The following is a 22,654-nucleotide window of genomic DNA, read 5'->3' as shown; positions in this document are numbered from 1 at the left end:
CATGCAAAATGAATTAAACCATAAAGAGGATGCCGCGAAGATTGAAATCGTTGATGTAACTCATTCAAAGAAAAACACGTTTGTTTTAACGCAAGAAGAGCGTGCTGAAATTGAACAAGAAAAACATCACTATGAAGATCCCCGTGCTGCATCGATTGAAGCGCTGAAAATAGTGCAAAAAAATCGAGGTTGGGTTGAAGACGGTGCTATCTATGCTATTGCCGATGTGCTCGGTATACCGGCTAGCGATGTAGAAGGGGTAGCAACCTTTTATAGTCAAATTTTCCGCCAACCCGTCGGTCGTCACATTATACGTTTTTGTGACAGTGTGGTTTGCCATATTACAGGTTATCAAGGCATTCAGGCAGCTATTGAGAAGCACCTCAATATCCTTCCTGGCCAAACAACACCAGATGGTCGTTTTACCTTACTGCCAACCTGTTGTTTAGGTAACTGTGACAAAGGTCCTACTATGATGGTAGATGACGATACTCACAGTTTTGTTAAACCTGAAGAGATTGAAACGTTACTGGAGCAGTATCCATGACAGCAATTTCAGGAGCAAAACCGATTATTCGTAGCGCAGAAACGCATCCGCTAACGTGGCGCTTACGTGATGATCGTCAGCCAGTATGGCTGGATGAATACCGTGCAAAAAACGGTTATAAAGCGGCAGAAAAAGCATTAAAAAGCATGGCACCCGATGAGGTGACCTCTGAAGTTAAAGATGCAGGCTTAAAAGGACGTGGTGGTGCTGGATTCTCAACAGGCTTGAAATGGAGCCTGATGCCAAAAGATGAAAGTATGAATATCCGTTACATCCTTTGTAATGCAGATGAAATGGAGCCGGGAACCTATAAAGACCGCCTGTTAATGGAAGAACTGCCACATCTGTTAATCGAAGGGATGATTATCGGTGCGCATGCACTGAAAGCTTATCGTGGTTATATTTTCCTACGTGGTGAATATATTGAAGCGGCTAAGCACCTGCGTCATGCTATTGAAGAAGCCAAAGCAGCGGGTTTTTTAGGCAAAAATATCTTCGGCTCTGGTATCGATTTTGAGCTATTTGTTCACACAGGAGCAGGTCGTTATATCTGTGGTGAAGAAACAGCACTGATCAACTCACTGGAAGGTCGTCGTGCTAACCCTCGCTCGAAACCGCCATTCCCTGCAACCTCCGGTGCTTGGGGAAAACCTACCTGCGTGAATAACGTTGAAACGCTGTGTAACGTACCCGCGATTATTGAGCATGGCAAAGATTGGTATATCGGTTTAAGCGCCGGTAAAAGTCCAGATGCAGGTACTAAATTAATGGGATTCTCTGGTCGCGTGAAATATCCAGGCTTATGGGAATTACCTTTTGGTACTACAGCTCGTGAAATCTTAGAAGATTATGCGGGGGGGATGCGTGATGGGCTGAAATTAAAAGCTTGGCAACCCGGTGGTGCAGGAACAGATTTCTTAACAGAAGATCATCTCGATCTCCCTATGGATTTTGGCACGATCGCCAAAGCTGGTAGCCGTTTAGGTACTGCGTTGGCGATGGCGGTAGATAATGAAATTAACATGGTTTCATTAACCCGTAACTTGGAAGAGTTCTTTGCGCGCGAATCTTGTGGCTGGTGTACACCTTGTCGTGATGGCTTGCCATGGAGTGTCGAAATATTACGCGCGATAGAAAAAGGTCAAGGTCGTCCTGGTGATATTGAGACTCTTGAGCACCTCTGCCGCTCTTTAAGCCCAGGGCACACATTCTGTGCTCACGCACCAGGGGCAGTAGAGCCTTTACAAAGCGCAATCAAATATTTCCGTGAAGAATTTGAGGCTGGCATTATTCAAGAAGACTATACCAATGCCAATCTTATCCGTGGTATTCAGCCTAATTTGCTGAAAAGCCGCTGGTAGTTTTTCACGATACATTCTAGGTTTAACGCCTGCAATGCAGGCCTTTGGGAAGCATGCTGACTATGGCTACGATTCATGTAGACGGCAAAGAATATGAAGTTAACGGGGCTGATAACCTGTTAGAAGCCTGTCTTAATTTAGGCTTAGATATTCCTTATTTTTGCTGGCACCCAGCGCTGGGAAGCGTTGGCGCTTGCCGCCAGTGTGCGGTTAAGCAGTATCAAAATGCTGAGGATACCCGCGGTCGTTTGGTAATGTCTTGTATGACACCTGCGGCTGATGGCACGTTTATCTCAATTGATGACGAAGAAGCGAAAAAATTCCGCGAAAGCGTTGTTGAATGGTATATGACTAACCATCCTCACGATTGTCCTGTTTGTGAAGAAGGGGGAAACTGCCACCTTCAAGATATGACCGTTATGACAGGTCATACTATGCGTCGCTATCGCTTTACTAAGCGTACACATAGAAATCAAGAGTTAGGGCCGTTTATTTCTCATGAAATGAACCGCTGTATTGCTTGTTACCGCTGTGTTCGTTACTACAAAGATTATGCTGATGGCACTGATCTGGGTGTCTTTGGTGCACATAACAACGTGTTCTTTGGACGGGTTGAAGATGGCACATTAGAGAGCGAATTCTCAGGTAACTTAGTTGAGATTTGTCCAACGGGTGTCTTTACTGACAAAACTCACTCATCACGTTATAACCGTAAGTGGGATATGCAGTTTGCCCCAAGTATTTGCCAAGGTTGTAGCATGGGTTGCAATATCAGCCCAGGTGAGCGCTATGGTGAATTGCGTCGTATTGAAAACCGTTATAACGGTACAGTAAACCGTTACTTCCTTTGTGATCGTGGTCGTTTTGGCTACGGTTATGTCAATTTAGCGAGTAGACCTCGTCAACCTAAAAAACGTTTAGGCAGTAACTGGCTTGAAATCAGTGCAACACAAGCAACGCAAGCCGCTGCAGAAATGCTGAAGAAAGGGCAACGTGTTGTCGGTATCGGCTCACCACGAGCCAGTATTGAAAGCAACTTTGCTTTACGTGAAGTGGTTGGTGCTGAAAATTTCTATAGTGGTATTTCGGCTGCCGAGCAGGCTCGCTTGACCTTAATGCTGGATATTTTACAAAAAGGTGGCGTTTATACTCCATCTCTCCGTGAGATTGAAGACTATGACGCAGTACTGGTATTAGGTGAAGACTTAACACAGACAGGTGCTCGTATGGCACTGTCAGTACGTCAAGCCGTAAAAGGTAAAGCACGTGAGATGGCAGCCGCACAAAAAGTGGCTGATTGGCAAATTGCCGCCATCATGAATATCGGTCAACGGGCGAAATATCCACTATTTGTCACCCATGTTGATGAAACTCGTCTGGATGATGTTGCCGCTTGGAGTTATCGTGCGCCGGTGGTTGAACAAGCGCGTTTAGGTTTTGCCATTGCTCATCATATTAATGGTGAAGCCCCTGCGGTTGATGGCTTAGATGAAGCGTTGAATAAACAGATTGACATGATTGTTCAAGCCTTATCGCAAGCGAAAAAACCGTTAATTATTAGTGGTAGTCATGCCGGTAGCGAAGAAGTTATCAAAGCGGCTGCTAATATCGCTTTTGCCTTAAAAGCCAAGGGGAGCGAAGTTGGTCTCTCTTATGTGGCAGATGATGCCAATAGCATGGGGCTGGCGATGATGAAAGCGAAACCACTGGATGACGCATTGAAAGTGATGCGTAGTGGTCAAGCAGATAGCGCTATTGTGATGGAAAACGACTTGTATCGCCATTTTGCCGCCGACGTCATTGATGACGCGATTGCTAAAGTGGATCACCTAATTGTGATTGACCATCAGCAAACTGAGATCATGGAAAAAGCACACCTTGTGTTACCTGCTTCCTCCTTTGCTGAAAGTGATGGCACTATGGTGAGTCAAGAGGGCAGAGCGCAACGTTACTTCCAAGTGTTTGAACCTTCTTTCTATAACAAAGAAGTGGTGATGCATGAAAGCTGGCGTTGGCTAAGTGCTGTTGATTCACAATGGCATGAAGGTAATCTTGACTGGACGCAGTTAGATCATGTGATTGAGCTATGTGCAACGCGTCTACCGCAATTTGCCGGTATTGTGAATGCGGCACCTAATGCATCATTCCGTATTCGTGGTCAAAAATTAGCCCGCGAACCGCATCGTTATAGTGGTCGTACTTCCATGTTGGCAAATGTTTCAGTACATGAACAGCGTCAACCGAAAGATATTGATAGCCCATTTGCTTTCTCTATGGAAGGAAACAACAGTCCAACGGCTCCTCGCCAGCAAATTCCATTTGCATGGGCACCGGGTTGGAACTCACCACAAGCATGGAATAAGTTCCAGTCTGAAGTCGGGGGAAGCTTACGTTTTGGTGATCCGGGTGTACGCTTAATCGAATGTAGTGATAACACATTAGGTTATTTCACTGATATTCCACCAGCCTTTAACCTAGTTGAAAATCAATGGGTTGTAGCTCCTTACTATCGTCTGTTTGGTAGCGAAGAGTTATCGCAACGTTCACAAGTGATCCAACAACGTATGGACAACGCTTATTTAACCGTGAGTGAATCTGATGCCATCGCATTAGCATTATCTCAAGGTCAACAAGCGATGTTTACTTACGAAGGTCGTGAATTCACCTTACCTGTGAAAATCAGTGCTCACTTAACCCGAGGTCAAATTGGCCTTCCGTTAGGGATGGCTGGCATTTCGCCATCACTGGTGGGTGTATCGGTTCGTCAACTGCGGGGTATTGCATAATGAGCTGGTTATCTCCTGAAGTTACAGAGATTTTACTCACTGTTTTAAAAGCCGTGGTGATCTTGCTGGTGGTTGTCACTTGTGGTGCTTTTATGAGTATGGGGGAGCGTCGTCTACTGGGATTATTCCAAAACCGTTATGGGCCTAACCGTGTAGGTTATGCAGGTTCAGCACAGTTAATTGCGGATATGATCAAAATGTTCTTTAAAGAGGACTGGATCCCAAAATTTGCTGATCGCTTTATCTTTACCATAGCACCAGTGATTGCCTTTTCTTCCTTATTATTGTCATTTGCTATTGTGCCAGTTAGCTCAACCTGGGTTGTGGCTGATTTAAACATCGGTATTTTATTTTTCTTGATGGTAGCGGGTTTAGCGGTGTATGCCGTTTTATTTGCTGGCTGGTCAAGTAACAATAAATATTCGTTATTAGGTGCAATGCGTGCTTCAGCACAAACAGTTAGTTATGAGGTTTTCTTAGGACTTTCTATTTTAGGTGTTGTGGCACAAGCGGGTTCGTTTAACTTAACGGATATTGTCAATTCGCAAGCCCATATGTGGAACATTATCCCACAATTCTTTGGCTTTATTACCTTTGCGATTGCTGGCGTTGCCGTTTGTCACCGTCATCCTTTTGACCAACCTGAAGCAGAGCAAGAGTTGGCGGATGGTTATCACATTGAATATTCCGGTATGAAATTCGGTCTGTTCTTTGTCGGTGAATATATCGGTATCGTTGCCGTTTCTGGCTTAATAGTGACGTTATTCTTCGGTGGTTGGCAAGGTCCTTTCTTACCGTCATTCGTTTGGTTTGCACTGAAAACAGGATTCTTCATGATGATGTTTATTCTGATCCGTGCATCATTACCGCGTCCGCGTTATGACCAAGTGATGGCTTTTGGTTGGAAGATCTGCTTACCGTTAACTTTAATCAATCTGTTGGTCACTGCTGCAGTGATCCTCTACAACGCTCAATAAGGGTGATTGAACCATGACTTTAAAAGAGTTAGTGACTGGTTTCGGCACCCAGGTACGCAGCATTTGGATGATTGGCTTACACGCCTTTGCCAAACGCGAAACGCAGATGTACCCGGAAGAACCTGTCAATGTTGCACCGCGTTATCGTGGACGTATTGTATTGACCCGTGATCCTGATGGTGAAGAGCGTTGTGTTGCTTGTAACTTGTGCGCAGCGGTGTGCCCTGTTGGTTGTATCTCATTACAAAAAGCAGAACATGAAGATGGTCGTTGGTATCCTGAGTTTTTCCGTATCAACTTTTCGCGTTGTATCTTTTGTGGCTTATGTGAAGAAGCATGTCCAACAACGGCTCTACAATTAACCCCTGATTTCGAAATGGGTGAATTTAAGCGTCAAGATCTGGTTTATGAAAAAGACGATTTATTAATTTCAGGGCCTGGTAAATATCCTGAATATAACTTTTACCGTAAAACAGGTATGGCGATTAATGGCAAAGATAAAGGTGAAGCAGATGATGAAGCGAAACCTATCGATGTCAAAAGCCTGTTACCGTAAGGAGCGATATTCATGGAATTTGCATTTTATATTGCAGGACTGATTTCAATCCTTGCCACTTTGAGAGTAATAACGCATACCAATCCGGTACACGCACTGCTGTATCTGATTGTTTCATTAATTGGCCTTTCAGTGGTGTTCTTCTCGTTAGGCGCCTATTTTGCAGGTGCTTTAGAGATCATCGTTTACGCCGGCGCGATTATGGTGTTATTCGTATTCGTTGTGATGATGCTTAACTTAGGAAAATCGGTCGTTGAGCAAGAGAGAAAATGGTTACAGCCTAGATTTTGGATAGGGCCGGCGATTTTGTCTCTGGTACTGTTAATTGTATTGGTTTATGCAATTAGTAGTGTCACTCATGGTGAGATTAGTGGCGAGATTATTGGGGCGAAAGAAGTCGGTATTAGCTTATTTGGGCCTTATATTCTGGCTGTTGAGTTAGCATCCGTTCTCTTATTGTCAGGATTAATTGTTGCTTATCACATCGGTCGTGATCAGAGCCATGACGATCTCGTCGAAAACGAAAAAGTAGGGGAGCCAAAATGATACCTCTTCAACATGGTTTGATCTTGGCTGCGGTACTATTTGTGTTAGGTTTTACTTGCTTAGTACTTCGCCGCAACCTGTTATTTATGTTGATCGGACTCGAAATTATGATTAATTCAGCTGCGCTAGCCTTTGTGGTTGGTGGTAGCTATTGGGGTCAAACAGATGGTCAGATTATGTATATTCTGGCAATCAGTTTGGCAGCGGCAGAGGCAAGTATTGGCTTGGCATTGTTATTACAACTTCATCGTCATCGCCAAAACCTCAATATTGATACAGTCAGTGAGATGCGCGGATGAATATACTCTATTTAACCTTTGTGCTACCACTGCTGGGATTTTTACTGCTCGCATTCTCAGGTGGTCGTTGGTCTGAAAATGTATCAGCATGGATTGGCACGGGCGCTGTTGGTTTATCAGCTTTAGTGGCACTTTGGGTGGGGATAGATTTCTTTGCTCACGGACAAGAAACAGAAGTCTTAACACTCTGGACTTGGATGTCAGCGGGGAACTTTACTATCCCATTTACGTTGGTGCTTGATGGCCTATCATTAACCATGCTAGGTGTTATCACTGGCGTTGGTTTTCTTATTCATATGTATGCATCTTGGTATATGCGTGGTGAAGAAGGATATTCTCGCTTCTTTGCTTATACCAACTTATTTATCGCGAGTATGGTTGTTTTAGTATTGGCTGATAATATGATGCTGATGTATATGGGTTGGGAAGGGGTTGGTTTATGTAGTTACTTATTAATTGGTTTCTACTATAACAACCCAGCTAATGGCGCGGCAGCAATGAAAGCATTTATTGTTACCCGTATTGGTGATGTCTTCTTAGCTATCGGTATGTTTATCCTGTTTGATCAATTAGGTACGCTAAGTTTCCGCGAAATGGCGGTACTGGCTCCTGAACAACTGACCGCAGGATCAAGCATCATTAACTGGGCAATGTTAATGGTCTTAGGGGGTGCGGTAGGTAAATCAGCACAACTGCCATTACAAACTTGGTTAGCGGATGCGATGGCCGGTCCAACACCTGTTTCTGCGTTGATCCACGCCGCCACCATGGTTACCGCTGGTGTGTACTTAGTTGCTCGTAGTAATGCGCTATTCTTAATGGCACCTGATATCTTAGAATTAGTCGGTATCGTTGGTGCAGTGACATTAGTATTAGCGGGCTTTGCGGCTTTAGTACAAACCGATATCAAGCGTATTCTTGCTTACTCAACCATGAGTCAAATTGGTTATATGTTCTTGGCGTTGGGTGCTCAAGCATGGGATGGCGCAATTTTCCACTTAATGACTCACGCGTTCTTTAAAGCATTACTGTTCTTATCTGCAGGTTCAGTGATTATTGCCTGCCATCATGAACAGAATATCTTTAAGATGGGCGGGTTACGTAAGAAGATCCCATTTGTTTATGCATGCTTTTTAATTGGCGGAGGTGCCTTAGCGGCATTACCACTGTTAACAGCAGGGTTCTTCAGTAAAGATGAAATCTTATGGGGTGCGTACGCAAACGGACATTTCAATTTAATGTTAGCAGGTTTAATTGGCGCATTCTTTACGTCACTTTATACCTTCCGTTTAATTTTCATCGTATTCCATGGTGAAACCAAAACCGAAGCACACCAAGTTAAAGGCTTCACTCATACTTTCCCATTAGCGGTATTAGCGTTGTTATCAACCTTTATTGGGGCGTTAATTACCCAACCGTTAGGCGATGTTTTCCCAGAAAGCACCGTTACTCATGAAGGTAAGTATGTATTAGAAATCCTTTCTGGTGTGGTAGCGATTGTAGGCGTTGCCATTGCAGCATGGTTATACCTGAAACAGCGTCAACTTGTTTCTCAGGTGGCAAATACCAAAACAGGGCGTTTCTTCTCAACATGGTGGTTCCACGCATGGGGATTTGATGCACTGTATGAGGTGCTGTTTGTCAAACCTTATAAAGGTGCGGCATGGCTTATCCAAAATGATCCTGTTAACCAATTCTTTAATCTCTTTGGTTGTCTCTTTAAAGGCGCCAATAAAGGCTTGAGTTTCAGTGAAAACGGATTAGCGCGTTGGTATGCGGCTTCTCTCGGTTTAGGTGCAGTGCTGGTTATCGCTCTGCTGCTTCTGGTTTAATTAAGGGACACATTGCGCCATGTTATTACCCTGGCTAATACTTATTCCCTTCATCGGTGGCCTGCTAAGTTGGCAGGCTGAACGAATCGGCTCGCAAGTTCCTCGCTGGGTTGCGTTGCTGACGATGGGATTAACACTCGTTATTTCTGTGCAACTGTGGTTGCAAGGTGACTATCAACTGATTAGTGTTGATGGTGCACCTCGCTGGACAGAGTTTTACTTTGTACCGTGGATCCCTGCTTTGGGGATTAATATTCAGTTTGCACTTGATGGCATGTCATTATTGATGGTGGTATTAACTGCTATTTTAGGTATTTTAGCGGTGCTCTCTTCATGGAGCGAAAATCAACCATCTCAAGGGGCTTTCCATTTCAACCTGCTGTGGATCTTAGCAGGTGTTATGGGGGTATTCTTAGCGACTGACTTGTTCTTATTCTTCTTCTTTTGGGAAATGATGTTGATCCCAATGTATTTCCTTATCTCTCTTTGGGGACATAAAGGAAGTAGCGATGAAAAACATGTTAGTGCAGCAACTAAGTTCTTTATTTATACACAGGCGAGTGGCTTGTTAATGTTGCTGGCCATTATCGGTTTAGCTGTCGCTTTTTACAGCAAAACAGGTATTTGGACGTTTAATTATGACACCTTACTACAAGCGCACACCTTATTAGGTAGTGAACTGCAATTTATTCTGATGCTTGGCTTCTTTGCTGCATTCGCAGTAAAAATGCCAATTGTCCCCGTTCATGGCTGGCTAGCTGATGCACATGCAGAAGCACCAACGGCGGGCTCTGTTGACTTATCAGGTATTTTGCTAAAAACAGCCGCTTACGGTTTATTACGTTTTAACTTACCGTTATTCCCAGAAGCGTCTGCATTACTGGCACCTGTTGCGATGTGGTTAGGCTTAATCACCGTATTCTACGCTGCACTGTTAGCATTCCGTCAAACGGATATTAAACGTCTGGCCGCTTACAGTAGTATTTCTCACATGGGCTTTATCGTGATTGCGATTTATGCTGGCTCTGTTTTGGCTTACCAAGGTGCGATTATTCAAATGATCACCAATGGTTTGTCTGCTGCCGGTCTGTTTATCATGTGTGGCATGCTGTATGAGCGTTTAGGTACGCGTGATATGAATCAAATGGGTGGATTGTGGAAAAGCATCCGTTTCTTACCAGCATTTTCACTGTTCTTTGCGGTTGCCTCTTTAGGTATGCCAGGAACAGGTAACTTTGTTGGTGAGTTTATGATCCTATTTGGTACTTATGGCCACTTTAAGCTGATCACTATTATTTCGGTCTTTGGGTTAGTTTTTGCTTCTGTCTACGCTTTGTGGATGATGCAACAGGCTTACTATGGTTCACCGAAAACAGCAGAAAGAACCTATAAAGGGTTAAATCTGAGAGAATTTTTGATCCTGTTTATCTTGGTGGTTTTATTGGTTATTTTGGGCTTCTTCCCACAACCAGTATTAGATACTTCGATATCAGCAATGGAAAATCTCCAGACTTGGTATTCCGCTTCTCTTTCAACAGTAAGGCTGTAATTCGCCATGACAATAACTCCTGAACAATTGATCGCAATGCTACCGCTGTTAGTCGTCATCTTGACGGTGGTGGTTGTGATGCTGTCCATTGCGTGGCGACGCGATCACTTTACTATTGCCACCTTGACAGCAACTGGTTTTATCATCGCTCTCGGATCACTTTACTACGTTAATGCATTAGGCGTAGTTGATGTGACCACCCTCTACCATGTAGATGGTTATTCCAGCTTTTTCACGGCATTAACTATTATTGCTGGTTTAGGCACGGTTGCTTTTGCTTATCCTTGGTTGGAAGGCTATCAAGATAATAAAGAAGAGTTTTATATGCTGGTGGCGATTGCTGTCATTGGCGGTATTTTACTCTCTTCTGCGCACCACTTGGCGTCAATGTTTATTGGTATTGAGTTATTAACATTGCCGTTATTTGGTCTGATTGGTTATGCTTTCCAACAACGTCCTTCACTGGAAGCGAGCATTAAATATATGCTGCTTTCTGCGGCGGCCTCTTCTTTCTTGTTATTTGGTATGGCACTACTTTATGCTGAAGCAGGAAATCTCTCCTTTACGGCGATGGGGCAAAGTTTAAGTGATAGCAATATCCATAAACCATTAGTACTTGCTGGGTTAGGCATGATGTTAGTGGGAATTGGTTTTAAGCTCTCTTTATTCCCATTCCAATTATGGACACCGGATGTATACCAAGGTGCACCAGCACCAACAGGTGCATTTTTAGCGACAGCGAGCAAGATTGGTATTTTTGCGGTAGTGATGCGCTTATTCCTTGAAGCACCGGCGGCGGATAGCGAAACATTACGCATGATCTTAGGCTTTATGGCTATTGCCTCTATCCTGTTTGGTAATATCATGGCGCTGACTCAGAAGAACGTAAAACGTTTACTCGGTTACTCTTCTGTCTCTCACCTTGGTTATTTACTGGTTGCATTAATTGTCTTGCAATATAGCCCTATACTGGCACAAGAAACCGCTGAGATTTATTTAGCAGGTTATCTCTTTGCAAGTTTAGGTGCATTTGGTGCGATTGCTGTGGCTTCTAGCCCGTACAATAAAGGTGAATTAGAGTCTCTTGAAGATTATCGAGGGCTTTTCTGGCGTCGTCCTGTAGCTGCCATCGTGATGTCATTAATGATGCTATCACTGGCAGGGGTACCAATAACATTAGGCTTTATTGGTAAACTGTATGTTATTCTTGCCGGTATTGATTCAAGTTTGTGGTGGTTAACAGGCATGGTAGTGTTAGGTAGTGCGATAGGTTTATTCTACTATCTACGTGCTGCAGCTATCGTTTTCTTACGTAAACCAGATAACGATAATGCTCCAGCGGTTACGACCACATCACAAAATATGGCAACATTAATTACTTTAGTTTGCGCCATTATCGTGATTGTATTAGGTGTATGGCCACAACCATTGATTGAGCTGACACGTTTTGCAATTATTGCACCTGCGATAAATTAATTTTTATCTGCCCGTTGTTATGATAAAGAGCCTGATATTTTATCAGGCTCTTCAAACTACGGAAAAGTCCTCGCTTTTAGTTAGAAGTTTGATCTACTCAGGTTAGTACAAATAGTGAGCTAACCAATATGTTAAAAGAATACCTTCCCCCAGCAATTTTTGTTCGCAACAATTCCCCTTGATAAACTTGTTCCTGAAGATGATCTTATTCACTGTTGTTTCAATTGTGGAATGATCCCAACATTCAGATAATTGAATTTGTAGTACTTAGAGCTCAAGCGGAAAAATAATAGAACTAATTTATGAACAGAATTGATCTATACTACTCTACACGTGGAGGGAAGAGGGATATCTGGTGCTTATTAAATCTAGTTTTTTTATCACATTAATATCACTATTTATAAGTATTGTTGTTTTTTACTTAGAAACAGTTCATGAGTTTTTCTTTAAACTTTATCCCTATTCTGTAAACTCTAAAATAGTTATTGAAATACAGAAAATATTATCATATTCGTTTTTTTCTTATCTGATAGCTCTTGCTTTAATCACACTATTTTTCATTAAAAAAATTAATTTTGATAAAAAATTCCGTTTTATCATATATTTATTAATTCCCTATATAATCAATATGATTGTTTGGTATTTTAATGGATATCAAGTTATTAATTATAAATATACTTCAGTAATGGTTACTGATTTTTTATTTATATCCTATGTTATACACTTCATTTTTATTATTCCTATCATTGCATATATACTGGATTACACTTTCCGTTTTAAAATAAAAAAGTGAATGCACCAGATTATATTGAACGGCTCTATATCTACTATACCAATCATACCCCCCTGTTTTAAGGGGGTTATGATGTCTGGCTAGTGAAAATATTATTGATAATGGTGTGAAAAGTGATTAAGGAATACAAGATGAGGTGAGAGCACGGTTTTTGCCTCAGAAAGATTGCGTTTTAATTGTATCAGTTGCTCTATTAATGTATGCCAATACTGCTCTAATAGCGATAATTGTTGATTTAACATATCAATATATTGATTGATTTCTGTGACTGCATAATAACGACTTAGGGTAAATAAGAGAGCTTGTTTTTTCTGTTCTAGTTTGGTTAGATTTTTTATTTGTATCAAATAGTTATCAATAAGAGTATGACGTGTCTCTACCAGTTTTTGGTAAGAAAACCCTTTCTCCAGATGGGTAAAAAATTGCTTTAGCAGATCGATAAAAACAGAGAGAATATCTTTTTCTGAAGAAGCCAACTGCAGTTTAGAAATTGTCTGTTTACTTGGCAGGTGAGAGGTAAAAAAATCGAGGATATTTTTATTATAAATAATATCTTCACTTTTAGTAATTATATCGAGTTGTTCTTTAATTTCATTAATCGATAACTTTTGCTTGGCAATTTTCTCATTGATTTCAATAGATATTTCTTCTTTATTTCTAATTAATTTATCTATTTCACTAATAATAGTGGTGGTTGTTAAGAGCTGTTTTTTATCATTAATAAAACTGATGTGCTTTTCTATAATTTCTATAGATTCAGTTAATTCATCTTTAAATAACTGCTCAATAAACATTTTCTCTTGGAGCAGTTTTTCTGATAATTGCTGTGTCAACGCTCTATCAGCCATTGCATGATTAATTTCATTAATATTTTTAAATATCCCGGTTAACAATTTCTGGTTTAGCCGGCTTTTTAGCAGAATAGAGAAAATAATTATTTCATCGTAAATTTTATTATTGTTTATTGATATGGTAATAAGATTATGATTTAAGATATTATCATGTTCAAATAGTTCAGAAGTTATTTTTCTAATTGATTTAATAGTATGGAAAAATTGATTGCAATCAAATTCCTGTAATTGCGAAGTTACGCTATTCATAACATTTCCTTTTGTTATTTAGATGAATAAAAAGAGGATAAAGCTTCATCAAATACCGCCATCATTTCCTTTGAGTAACCGACCACCATATACCAAGGTGCAATGATTTTTTCTAAATAAATACTAAATCTAATTAACTCCATTGCATTATCAATTTTTTTAAAATTAATTAATGAAGTATTAATTTCAGTTAAAATTGTTTGCCACATATAAAGAAGATGCTCCACAGACATATCAGCATCTTCAATATATTGTTCTATTTCGTCTAAATCGACTTGAAAACGTTGTAAACACTCAGAAATAGTTGATTGTTGTTTTATTCCTTTATTGATATTATGTAGTTTCTCTATTGTTTCATTTCTTTTTTTACGGATTTTTTCAGCTTTTGAACCAAATATCCCTCCAGTAATGATCACACCAATAATACCGAATGCTAACCCCGTAAAGGCGAGTTTCACGAAGTGTTGATACTCTTTTTTTAATATTTCAATTTCATTTTCTAATAAAATTCTCTGTTCATTTAGTGAGTCATCACTATTATCAAAAAAATCATTAATATATTTCTTTTTATTAATGATATCATAATAAATTGAATGACATATATTACCTTTACTATTTTCACCTCCCACAATTTCTATTCTAAAATCATAAATCATGTTTTTTATTTTTAAGGTATTATTATATTGCTCATTAATATCATTTTTCATGCTTTCTAAAATGGCAACAAGTTGCTTAGACACTTTTTTATCTTGTGTTGAATATTTTATTGAACTGAGTTCTTCTGGTGTGATATCTTCAATTTTCCTATTTATTTTTTTTATAATTGGCATTTTATTAATAAATGCCAATAGTTGCTCACCTGTACTCGTGATTTCTCTACCGGTGATCTCTAAATCAATAGCTTGCTGTTTTACTGAGTATTCAATTTTTTGCCATTCAAAGGCATGTGTTCTCATATTTAAGAAGAGGGTTTGAATAGTTTCAGCTGATATTTGGGAAATGTTAATATCTTCATAGCCTAATAATTCAATAATAGTGTCTTTTTGATAAGGTAATTTTAATACTTTATCAATATAAGATTTGATTTTATTAAGATCATAAGGTGTAAAAATACCTGCACTACGTCCATGATCGATATTTTTACCTAGAATTAAGCTAAGAGTGACTTCGGGAAGTTGGTATTGTTCAATCACTTTATCTATATGATCAAGGGTGGTTGTATCCATATAACCTCTCTTATGTATAATTATTTGTTATGATTAAGGCATAATTTAGAAGTGATCTGTTTTCCATTTGTGATTATCTGGTCAATGCTTCTCCTTTGTAACATGAAAACAACAAAAGTTTGATAAATGACAAAGGTTATAATTAATCAGCACTTTGATAATTCTTATAGAGACGTATAATCTTTCTTTTCATTAGTAGTAGGTATTTAGAGTGGAAAAGGTTAATCCTGTGTTTTCGACACTGTACGAAAAAGTTAAAAATATAAATCTGACAGCACAAGATGATCTTTTACATTTGAAAGTTATCTTGCCATCAGAGGTGTCATTTTCCTTACTTTCATGGCTAGCAGCACAAACGTATTACCCGCAATTTTATTGGCAACATCGTGATGAAAGCGAAGAAGTAGCCGCTTGTGGACAAGTTAAGTGCTTTAATCATATCCGTGACGCTCATCGATTTTTAGCAACACATCGGCATTCATTGCATGCTGATGATGTGCGTATTTGGGGATTAAACGCGTGGGATACCATTATTCCAGGGCGTATTGATAAAGAAAAGGGGGATGATGCTTACCTTTTTTTACCTCGCATCGAGATAAGACGTCAGCAACAACTGTCGATCCATATTAATTTATTGGCAGAAGAAGATAAGCAAAGTGCGCTTGCTTTTATTCGCTCACTTAAAAATGCACTGAATATTGCACCTTTATCTGTCAAAGTAACATCTGTAGAGCACTCGTTAACGCAACAGCAATGGGCTGACTATCTTAACATTGCTTTAGAGGAAATCAATCAAGGTGTATTTGAAAAAGTAGTACCTGCACGGGCAACCTGCTTAAGCTTAGATAATCCGTTAAAAGCTATTCAATTTATGAAAGCAAGTCGAGATGTTAATCATCATTGTTATCATTATATGCTGGCTTTTTCACCTACTGATGCTTTTATGGGCTCATCACCAGAAAGATTGTATAAACGCGATGAATTTGTGCTTTATACCGAAGCGTTAGCGGGCACTGTGGCAAGTTCTGATAATGAACAACAAGCCAGAGCATTTGCTGATTGGCTAATGAACGATAAAAAAAATCAACATGAAAATCTGGTGGTAGTTGATGATATTTGTCAGCGATTACAAGGTGGGATAGAAGGGATTGATGTGTCGTCAGCAGATGTGATCCGCTTACGTAAAGTGCAACATCTGCGTCGCTATATCCACGGTAAACTTATCCATGCTGATGATGTGGATTGTTTACAGCGTTTACAACCTACCGCGGCTGTTTGTGGCTTACCGCGCTCTATTGCGCGCACTTTTATTCGTCAACATGAACCTTTTGAACGCCGTTGGTATGCTGGCTCTGCGGGCTATTTGTCTTTGCCTCATGCCGAATTTGCGGTTAGCCTGCGTTGCGGTGAATTGCATGATGATGCATTAACGCTTTATGCGGGCGCAGGGGTGGTTGCGGGATCTGATCCTTTGCAAGAGTGGGCTGAAATTGAAAATAAAGCAGCAGGTTTACGCACTTTATTAGAAAAAGAGTGTTGAATTCTTTGCAGTTTATCCAATGGCTCTCATAATATATAAACTAGGTGTTGATAAGTAGTACTGATTAGGATGCCATTTAGTGCTACTTTCAACTCGTCACTGCATCTTGTTAATAAATTAATGTTATTCTTGTACTAGCTAGTGTTATTGCTATCTTTTTGTTAACGATAAAAAATTAAGCCTAAAAAGATAAGTACTTTAGCTTAAATAATACACTCTTATCAGAGTTCTTTTTCACGATTTATTTAACGAAAACTTCTGTTCATTGAACTAGGCTAAGGAAAAGTATTTAGGAACAGATATTATAATAGTCATTGCAGGTTTTCGTTATTGGGATGATCAATGTCTAATAGTTCGTTTAATCGCCAATGGGCTAAAGTTATACTGGAAACTTTGACTCGTCATGGTTTACGTCATATCTGTATCGCACCCGGATCACGTTCAACGCCTTTAACGCTTGCGGCAGCCGCCAATCATAAACTTATTTGTCATACGCATTTCGATGAGCGTGGTTTAGGTCACTTAGCATTAGGTTTGGCAAAAGCCACTCAACAGCCTGTTGCAGTGATTGTCACCTCAGGTACCGCAGTGGCAAACTTATACCCCGCTTTAATTGAAGCGGGACTTACTGGTGAACGGGTGATCTTTCTCACGGCAGATAGACCGCCTGAACTGATTAATTGTGGCGCCAATCAGGCTATACGCCAACAAGGTATTTTTGCCAGTCATCCCTCAGAAACACTCTCTTTACCACGCCCTACAGCAGATATTCCTGCTCGTTGGCTGGTTTCTACATTAGATAATGCCATGAATAATCTTGTGCATGGTGCTTTGCATGTAAACTGCCCTTTTTCAGAGCCATTATATGGTGATGATATAGAGCATGACACACCATGGACACAAGCATTAGGAAAGTGGTGGCAAAGTGATAAACCTTGGTTACAAGAAACGCTTTCTCCCTCTGTGACTACACACCCTCAATGGGATCGACTACGTCAGAAAAAAGGGGTCGTTATTGCTGGACGTATCAGTGCGAAAGAGGGGATTGCCGTTGCCAAATGGGCCTCACAATTGGGATGGCCTCTGTTAGGTGATGTGTTATCACAAACTGGACAACCACTACCTTGTGCTGACTTATGGCTAAATAATCCACAAGTGAAGGCTGAATTAAACCAAGCAGAAATAGTGATCCAATTTGGCTCCAGTTTAACAGGCAAACGCTTATTACAATGGCAAGCGAATTGCTCACCGCAAATGTATTGGGTGATTGATGCTATTCCGGGACGTTTAGATCCGGGGCATCATCAAGGGGAGAAGTTTACCTTATCCCCGAGTCAATGGTTAACGGCACATCCTGCTATTGATAATTTACCTTGGGCGTTGTCATTAAGTCATATTGCTACACAAACTTATCAACATGTTACTGAAGTAACAGACTATTTTGGTGAAGCACAAGTTGCTCATCAGTTAGATCATCTACTTCCTCACAATGGCCAGCTTTTTGTTGGCAATAGTTTAATTGTGCGCTTAATTGATGCTTTTGCACAATTGCCACAGGGCTATCCTGTTATGAGTAATCGTGGTGCTAGTGGCATTGATGGATTGCTTTCAACCTCAGCAGGTGTTCATCGAGCCACTCAAAAACCGACGTTAACTATCTTGGGTGATTTATCGGCATTATATGATTTAAATAGTTTGGCACTACATCAACAAGTCTATGCCCCAAATGTGGTGATTATCGTCAATAACAATGGTGGGCAGATATTCTCTATGTTACCGACGCCTATAGCAGAGCGAGAGCGTTTTTACTGTATGTCCCATGCTTTAAATTTTAAACATGCTGCTGCCATGTTTGGTTTAGATTATGTTGCACCAAACTGTTGGGATGATCTGTTTACTACAGTGACTGCATGTTGGCAAGGGGAAGCCAAAACAACATTAATTGAATTGATTGTCAATGAAACTGAGGGTGCTGAAACCTTAAATCAGTTGGTAAAACAGGTAACCGCTTATGACTTTAGCTTGTAGGCAATATAACACGCATAACGAAGGGCCATGGTTAGTTTGGTTGCATGGACTATTAGGAGACAGTCATGAGTGGGAGACCGTCATTAAGGCTTGCCATGAATATCCCTCACTCGTGATTGATTTGCCCCGTCATGGTAACTCTGCCTCTATTGGGGTAAATAATTTTGTCGAGATGAGTGCATTACTCCATGACACTTTAAAAGAATACGATATTAATCATTACTGGCTGATTGGTTACTCTTTAGGTGGCAGAATTGCGATGTATCACGCATGTTTTGGTGAAAAATCGGGATTAATGGGATTGATTGTTGAAGGGGGAAACCCAGGTTTATATGATGCAATAGAAAGACAAAACCGTATTGCACATGATAAACGTTGGGCCGCGCGTTTTCGCAATGAACCTATTAATGATGTATTAACGCAATGGTATCAACAGCCTGTATTTGCTGATTTAAGCGATGAAACGCGTCAGTTATTAGTTGAAAAACGCAGTAGTAATGCAGGTTTTTGTATTGCGGAAAGTTTAGAAACACTCTCTTTAGGCCATCAGCCTTGGTTAGTTGCAGAATTACAACAACTCACCTTACCCTTTATTTGGTTGTGTGGTGAGCAAGATAAAAAATTTCAATCAATAGCGCAGCAATATTCGCTGCCATTAACGACTATCCCGCAAGCTGGTCATAATGCCCATCAGGCACAGCCTGATGCTTATGCTGCGGTGATAAACCATGTATTATCCCTCTTTGGTTAAAGGAACCTAATTATGCTTTACCCGAGCGAAGAAAAGCTATATGCACCGATTGAATGGCAGGATTGTTCTGAAGGTTTTGAAGATATCCTCTACCACAAATCTGTCGATGGCATTGCCAAAATTACGATTAACCGCCCGCAAGTGCGTAATGCTTTCCGTCCTTTGACTGTGAAAGAGATGATCCAAGCATTAGCCGATGCACGTTACGATGACTCAATTGGTACTATTATTCTTACTGGTGCTGGCGAAAAAGCGTTTTGTGCCGGTGGTGACCAAAAGATCCGTGGTGACTACGGTGGATACCGTGATGAAAGTGGCACTCACCACTTAAACGTATTAGATTTCCAACGCCAAATTCGTACTTGTCCAAAACCCGTTGTTGCTATGGTGGCTGGCTACTCCATTGGTGGTGGTCATGTCTTACATATGATGTGTGATTTAACCATTGCCGCAGACAATGCCATTTTTGGTCAAACTGGTCCTAAAGTAGGCTCATTTGATGGTGGATGGGGTGCTTCTTATATGGCACGTATTGTCGGGCAGAAGAAAGCTCGCGAAATCTGGTTCTTATGCCGCCAATATAATGCGCAAGAAGCATTAGATATGGGACTGGTAAATACCGTTGTTCCTTATGCTTCTCTTGAAAAAGAAACGGTACGTTGGTGTCGTGAAATGCTAGAAAATAGCCCAATGGCATTACGTTGCTTGAAAGCAGCATTAAATGCTGACTGTGATGGTCAAGCGGGTCTGCAAGAATTGGCTGGTAATGCAACCATGCTGTTTTATATGACAGATGAAGGTCAAGAAGGACGTAATGCTTTTAATGAAAAACGTCATCCTGATTTCACTAAATTTAAACGTAACCCATAATGCGAAACGCCAAACTCTATTCATTCAGCCTGCCAATGGAGGCAGGTGTTGTTCTGCGCTACCAAAGATTAAAAACGCGTGATGGTTTTCTTGTCTGTTTAGAGCAAAATGGCAAACAAGGTTGGGGTGAAATTTCACCTCTTCCTGAGTTTAGCCATGAAACGTTAGAACAAGCACAAGATGCCGCACAATCTTGGCTAGCAGCTTGGTGTCTAGGTGAAAATCCTACTGACAGTGAATTGCCAAGTGTCGCTTTTGGTATTAGTTGCGCATTAGCAGAGCTTGAAGGCACTTTACCAGAAGAAGCCAATTATCGTGCCGCACCTTTATGCAACGGTGATCCTGATGACTTAATTTTAAGTCTTAATGAAATGAGCGGGGAGAAAGTTGCTAAAGTTAAGGTCGGTCTGTATGAAGCTGTACGAGATGGTATTGTCGTCAACTTATTACTAGAGGCAATCCCCGACTTAAAACTAAGGCTTGATGCCAATCGCAGTTGGACGCCAGCTAAAGCAGAAGGTTTTGCCAAGTACGTGAACCCACAATGGCGCGACCGCATTGCATTTTTAGAAGAGCCATGCAAAACCCCAGAAGAGTCACTCGCCTTTTCACAAGCAACAGGTATCAATATTGCTTGGGATGAGACTGTGCGTGATGAAGGTTTTGAAGTGAAAGCTCAAGAGGGTGTTACGGCGATTGTTATCAAGCCTACGCTAGTAGGAAGTCTTGCTCGTTGCCAATCTATCGTTGAACAAGCACATGCTTTAGGTCTAGAGGCGATTATTAGCTCGAGTATTGAAAGTAGCTTTGGATTGACACAACTGGCAAGAGTGGCTCAGTGGTTAACGCCAGATTCTATTCCCGGTTTAGATACCGTTGATCTTATCAAACAACAACTTATTCGTTGTTGGCCAGATGTAGATATTCCGCTTATCACGCTTGAACAGCTTAAGATAGTATGGCAACAGTAGTTAATTTTATACAATGGCCGTGGCATCACTGGGCGCAGCTTAACCCAAATGAAACGGCCATCATATCCGGTGATTCACCTATAACATGGCAACAATTAAGTTGTCATATTAATCAATTGGCGAACCATTTAGCGAAACAGGGTGTTAATACTCAAAGTACCGTGTTGCTACGTGGTAAAAATCATATCCATGTTGTTTTTACGCTACTTGCTGTTTTTCAATGCGGTGCAAAAGTATTACCGTTAGATCCTCAGCTCCCTAAGTCTCTACTTGATGATTTATTACCCCATTTAAATATCGATTTTTATGCTGATTTAAGTGGATCAATACTTGAGTTAGATGCGAGGTTACTCGATCTTTCTGGTGTCGAATTCAATAATAAATCACATCAAGATAAAAATAACATGGCAGGTGTCGCATGGGCATCTTCTCGTATGGCAACACTGATCTTAACCTCTGGATCATCAGGTCTACCTAAAGCCGCTGTGCATACTTTTCAAGCTCATCTTTGTAGTGCAGAAGGTGTTCTTGAATTGATACCCTTTGAAAAAAGCGACAGTTGGTTATTGTCTTTACCTCTCTTTCATGTATCTGGGCAAGGCATTCTTTGGCGTTGGTTATTACGAGGCGCTACCTTGGTAGTGCGTAATATGCACCCCTTTATTGCTGCTTTGCAAGGCTGTACTCATGCTTCTTTAGTGCCAACGCAACTTTGGCGTTTATTACAAAATACACAACAGGATAGTTCGCCGCCCATCACATTAAAAGCGGTTTTATTAGGGGGAGCGATGATCCCAACTGAATTAACCCAATGTGCGGAAAGTAAAGGTATTCAGTGTTGGTGTGGTTATGGCATGACTGAAATGGCCTCTACTGTTTGTGCAAAACGCGCAGATGGTAAAGCGGGAGTTGGTACGCCATTAAAGGGTAAAGCGGTCAGATTAGTGGATAATGAAATCCAGATCAAATCTGATAGTGTTGCATTAGGATATTGGTTTGATGGTCAATTAAAGCCGTTATCACAGACTCAGGATGATTGGTATGCAACACGGGATAGAGGTTGTTTTAAAGAAGAGGAATGGTGCATTTTAGGGCGATTAGATAATCTGTTTTTTAGTGCGGGTGAAGGTATCCAGCCAGAAGATATTGAAAAAGTGCTAAATAGTCACCCTAATGTTCGCCAAACATTTATTGTCCCGATTGACGATATTGAATTTGGTCAACGTCCCGTTGCTGTTGTTGATACTGATATTGAGACAATTAATCAATTACCACAATGGTATCATACGCGTTTAGCAGGCTTTCAACGTCCCATCGCTTGTTTACTATTACCAGAACAGCTAAAGAATGGGGGGATCAAAATCTCTCGTAAACAAGTGCAACAGTGGGTGAAAGGGCAACAAGTAAATTGATATTGCGATTTTATCGAACGACTTTAAGAAAGGC

General features: G+C 40.8%; 18 protein-coding genes. 16 read left to right on the top strand and 2 right to left on the bottom strand.

The features are described 5' to 3' along the window. The first annotated feature begins 1 nt into the window (after window position 1). The 10 genes from nuoE (at window position 2) to nuoN (ending at window position 11,929) form a co-directional block, all read left to right on the top strand. Window positions 2-547 (top strand): NADH-quinone oxidoreductase subunit NuoE, encoded by a 546-nt coding sequence (gene nuoE, locus GWI58_RS17155; RefSeq protein ID WP_004243693.1) that lies wholly within the window; start codon window positions 2-4, stop codon window positions 545-547. After that, entirely contained in the window at window positions 544-1,908 is a 1,365-nt protein-coding gene (nuoF, locus tag GWI58_RS17150; RefSeq protein ID WP_004243692.1) for an NADH-quinone oxidoreductase subunit NuoF, read from the top strand. Before nuoE ends, nuoF begins: the two co-directional genes overlap by 4 nt. Before the next feature lie 62 nt (window positions 1,909-1,970). Further along, window positions 1,971-4,694, top strand: coding sequence for an NADH-quinone oxidoreductase subunit NuoG (gene nuoG / locus GWI58_RS17145; protein WP_172409593.1), 2,724 nt, complete (start codon window positions 1,971-1,973; stop codon window positions 4,692-4,694). Next, window positions 4,694-5,671, top strand: coding sequence for an NADH-quinone oxidoreductase subunit NuoH (gene nuoH, locus GWI58_RS17140; protein ID WP_004243690.1), 978 nt, complete (start codon window positions 4,694-4,696; stop codon window positions 5,669-5,671). The genes nuoG and nuoH overlap by 1 nt, the downstream gene beginning before the upstream one ends. 13 nt (window positions 5,672-5,684) lie before the next feature. Then, complete coding sequence (gene nuoI, locus GWI58_RS17135) at window positions 5,685-6,227, top strand: NADH-quinone oxidoreductase subunit NuoI (RefSeq protein ID WP_004243689.1); 543 nt, start codon at window positions 5,685-5,687, stop codon at window positions 6,225-6,227. A gap of 12 nt (window positions 6,228-6,239) precedes the next feature. Next, the gene (gene nuoJ, locus GWI58_RS17130) at window positions 6,240-6,773 is read left to right on the top strand and encodes an NADH-quinone oxidoreductase subunit J (RefSeq protein WP_004243688.1); all 534 of its coding nucleotides are present in this window, start codon (window positions 6,240-6,242) and stop codon (window positions 6,771-6,773) included. Continuing rightward, a complete protein-coding gene (gene nuoK / locus GWI58_RS17125; protein WP_004243687.1) occupies window positions 6,770-7,072 on the top strand; it encodes an NADH-quinone oxidoreductase subunit NuoK in 303 nt (100 codons plus the stop codon). The genes nuoJ and nuoK overlap by 4 nt, the downstream gene beginning before the upstream one ends. Continuing rightward, window positions 7,069-8,904 carry an NADH-quinone oxidoreductase subunit L gene (gene nuoL / locus GWI58_RS17120; protein WP_161769419.1) on the top strand — a complete coding sequence of 612 codons (1,836 nt, stop codon included), beginning with the start codon at window positions 7,069-7,071 and terminating at the stop codon, window positions 8,902-8,904. The genes nuoK and nuoL overlap by 4 nt, the downstream gene beginning before the upstream one ends. A 19-nt stretch (window positions 8,905-8,923) precedes the next feature. Continuing rightward, a complete protein-coding gene (nuoM, locus tag GWI58_RS17115; protein ID WP_004243685.1) occupies window positions 8,924-10,453 on the top strand; it encodes an NADH-quinone oxidoreductase subunit M in 1,530 nt (509 codons plus the stop codon). A 6-nt stretch (window positions 10,454-10,459) separates the two neighbouring features. Beyond that, window positions 10,460-11,929: an NADH-quinone oxidoreductase subunit NuoN gene (gene nuoN / locus GWI58_RS17110; RefSeq protein ID WP_004243680.1), complete on the top strand. Its 1,470-nt coding sequence runs from the start codon at window positions 10,460-10,462 to the stop codon at window positions 11,927-11,929. Between the two features lie 885 nt (window positions 11,930-12,814). Here nuoN and GWI58_RS17100 read toward each other — a convergent pair. Together GWI58_RS17100 and GWI58_RS17095 are read right to left on the bottom strand one after the other, a co-directional pair. Further along, window positions 12,815-13,822, bottom strand: coding sequence for an alpha-xenorhabdolysin family binary toxin subunit B (locus tag GWI58_RS17100; protein WP_161769418.1), 1,008 nt, complete (start codon window positions 13,820-13,822; stop codon window positions 12,815-12,817). 14 nt (window positions 13,823-13,836) lie between these two features. Next, a complete protein-coding gene (locus GWI58_RS17095; protein ID WP_161769417.1) occupies window positions 13,837-15,048 on the bottom strand; it encodes an alpha-xenorhabdolysin family binary toxin subunit A in 1,212 nt (403 codons plus the stop codon). A gap of 211 nt (window positions 15,049-15,259) precedes the next feature. Between GWI58_RS17095 and GWI58_RS17090 the strand changes: the two genes are divergently transcribed. From GWI58_RS17090 to menE, 6 genes are all read left to right on the top strand, one after another. Continuing rightward, complete coding sequence (locus tag GWI58_RS17090) at window positions 15,260-16,588, top strand: isochorismate synthase (RefSeq protein WP_161769416.1); 1,329 nt, start codon at window positions 15,260-15,262, stop codon at window positions 16,586-16,588. A gap of 342 nt (window positions 16,589-16,930) precedes the next feature. After that, the gene (gene menD, locus GWI58_RS17085; RefSeq protein ID WP_161769415.1) at window positions 16,931-18,616 is read left to right on the top strand and encodes a 2-succinyl-5-enolpyruvyl-6-hydroxy-3-cyclohexene-1-carboxylic-acid synthase; all 1,686 of its coding nucleotides are present in this window, start codon (window positions 16,931-16,933) and stop codon (window positions 18,614-18,616) included. Next, on the top strand, window positions 18,600-19,367 hold the full coding sequence (menH, locus tag GWI58_RS17080; RefSeq protein ID WP_161769414.1) for a 2-succinyl-6-hydroxy-2,4-cyclohexadiene-1-carboxylate synthase: 768 nt from the start codon (window positions 18,600-18,602) through the stop codon (window positions 19,365-19,367). The genes menD and menH overlap by 17 nt, the downstream gene beginning before the upstream one ends. A gap of 12 nt (window positions 19,368-19,379) precedes the next feature. Then, window positions 19,380-20,237, top strand: coding sequence for a 1,4-dihydroxy-2-naphthoyl-CoA synthase (gene menB / locus GWI58_RS17075; RefSeq protein ID WP_004243669.1), 858 nt, complete (start codon window positions 19,380-19,382; stop codon window positions 20,235-20,237). After that, complete coding sequence (gene menC / locus GWI58_RS17070) at window positions 20,237-21,208, top strand: o-succinylbenzoate synthase (protein ID WP_094960012.1); 972 nt, start codon at window positions 20,237-20,239, stop codon at window positions 21,206-21,208. Before menB ends, menC begins: the two co-directional genes overlap by 1 nt. Then, window positions 21,196-22,620: an o-succinylbenzoate--CoA ligase gene (gene menE, locus GWI58_RS17065; RefSeq protein ID WP_094960011.1), complete on the top strand. Its 1,425-nt coding sequence runs from the start codon at window positions 21,196-21,198 to the stop codon at window positions 22,618-22,620. Before menC ends, menE begins: the two co-directional genes overlap by 13 nt. Window positions 22,621-22,654: the final 34 nt, after the last annotated feature.

Origin of the sequence: Proteus sp. G2674 (assembly GCF_009915195.1) — a bacterium.
In the GTDB taxonomy this organism is placed as follows: domain Bacteria; phylum Pseudomonadota; class Gammaproteobacteria; order Enterobacterales; family Enterobacteriaceae; genus Proteus; species Proteus mirabilis.
This window is presented reverse-complemented; position numbering and strand designations above follow the sequence as displayed.